Raw genomic sequence first — 1,863 nt, 5'->3', positions numbered from 1 at the left:
TTGCATTTGAAGGAAGCCCAACCATGCATGACTTACGTGATTACAAGACTCTGTCCGCCCGACAACTCACCGCCGCTATCGGCCAGCTCAACCACAACACCGCACCGAAGATAATGACCCATCTGGTATTGCGGGCCAGGCAGCCGCAACCGCTCGGTAATGGCCGTAGCAGAGCCAAGGCCCTCAAGCTGCTGCGCCGGGTCAAGAAAGCACACAAGGCGGGGCGTATCCCGTTTGAGCTCACCGTGACGGGTTGCCGCATCGACCGTGGCAGCCATCAGGCTGACCGTTACTACTACGACCGGACGCTGCTGGCCCAGGGCTGGCAACAATACGATACCGAGGAAGACGCCTGGTATTTCGGCATCTGGATTCACACAGAGAAGTTGGAGACCTTTACCTACGCCGAAGGGGATACCAGCCATGTGATTGCGCCAAACGTTGAGGCGTTTCGTGCCGAACTGGCGCGGCTCTATCAGTACCACCCGCAAGCCCCGGCGTTTATCAGCATCGACCCGGAAGCGGGCACGGTGACCCACCACTTTGAAGCCAAGCCGGAGGTGTGAGATGGCGAAGAACATCACCATCAAGGTGCCGGGCAAGCATCCACAGACCGGCGAGCTCACCACCTTTGAGCTCAAGGGCCAGCGCATGGATATCGACATCGGTGGGCAAGCTGTGCCCTTCCTCATTCATGGGAGGGGCATCGGCACCTCGCTCACCCACATCTCGAGCGGCTATCGCATCGCGCTACTCGGCGGCTGGCTCACCGCGCGTTACGCAATTCCTGAGAATAAGCCCAGCAGAGCGGCCTGCGCCCAGATGGCTATAGACCGACTGGTAGCCCAATACGGCTCGATGCACCTGCTGGACCGTCTCAATTGCAAGCCGGTTATCAATGAGACGGCTGACTGCGATCGTTGACGTCCCACAATCTTGCTCATCAACACACAGCATAAAGGGCCAGCCCTCTCAGGCTGACCCTTGGCATCATTGGAGTCACCGAACATGACCCGTCTTATCACCGGGCTCGAGGTGCATTGCTATGCCCCCGAGCTCAACAAACTGCATCTGCGCAACCGCCAAACGTTACCCGCTCCCGGCATCACCACCATCAAAGAGGCCAAAGCCCGCCTGTTTGGCTGCTGGCAGCCAGGGCATCAGGTAACCATCACGGTGAGTCACCCTGACTACGTCAATCTCTCACGGCTCTACCGGGGGCGACTGGCCAGCCTGACAGACTTTCCAGAGCACCTGACCAGACTACGCCAGCGGCACAACGTGCCCGGCACCCGCATCGACATTCAAATGAGGTATCGCTAATCATGACCACAACCCACCCCACATGCTCTGCTACACAGCAACCTGAGGCCCCAGCTCTCACACCGCTCCCCAGCATCAGCTGGGGCCTTCCGCGTGATATATCTCCACGCTTTGGCGCTCGTCTGATACAGAGCCGCTACCGGCTCGATTTTCTATCCGATCGGGCCAGTCTGATCGGTGAGTGGAGTCAGATGCAGATAGCCAAGCTCGACCTGGCTTTCCCGGAGATCATCAAGGCACTGGAAGCCAAGCTGCTGACCGGCGAACTGGATGCCCAGCGTCAGCACTGCATTACTATCCAGCACGGCGGCTTTACCTGCGAAGCCGATACCCTGGGTAGCCACGGCTATGTCTATGTGGCGCTTTACCCAGCCATCACTCTTTAGGAGGAAGGGGGAGACTGTGTAAGCAGTCTCCCCCCCCCCATTTTTCGATGTTAATCAGACTGCGCCAGTTACCTGAATGTGGGTCATTTTTCCGGTATGATGCACATCATTTTCATTAGAAGTTCCGCCTCATGGCTTGCGAGGCGACACACAG

The 1,863-nt window shown here is 58.1% G+C and carries 4 protein-coding genes; all 4 read left to right on the top strand.

Annotation, left to right across the window (positions count from 1 at the left end):
* Positions 1 to 23 precede the first annotated feature (23 nt).
* Positions 24 to 566 (top strand): hypothetical protein, encoded by a 543-nt coding sequence (locus AACR93_RS03310; RefSeq protein ID WP_043852265.1) that lies wholly within the window; start codon positions 24 to 26, stop codon positions 564 to 566.
* Position 567: 1 nt separating this feature from the next.
* Positions 568 to 924, top strand: coding sequence for a hypothetical protein (locus AACR93_RS03305; protein WP_043852264.1), 357 nt, complete (start codon positions 568 to 570; stop codon positions 922 to 924).
* 84 nt (positions 925 to 1,008) lie between these two features.
* A complete protein-coding gene (locus AACR93_RS03300) occupies positions 1,009 to 1,323 on the top strand; it encodes a hypothetical protein (protein ID WP_043852263.1) in 315 nt (104 codons plus the stop codon).
* A 2-nt stretch (positions 1,324 to 1,325) separates the two neighbouring features.
* Entirely contained in the window at positions 1,326 to 1,709 is a 384-nt protein-coding gene (locus AACR93_RS03295; protein WP_082044196.1) for a type IV toxin-antitoxin system YeeU family antitoxin, read from the top strand.
* Positions 1,710 to 1,863: the final 154 nt, after the last annotated feature.

The sequence above is a fragment of the Aeromonas sp. L_1B5_3 genome, from assembly GCF_963866575.1.
Taxonomy (GTDB): Bacteria; Pseudomonadota; Gammaproteobacteria; order Enterobacterales; family Aeromonadaceae; genus Aeromonas; species Aeromonas jandaei.
Note: the sequence above shows the minus strand (reverse complement) of the source record. Positions and strands in the feature narration are given on the sequence as shown.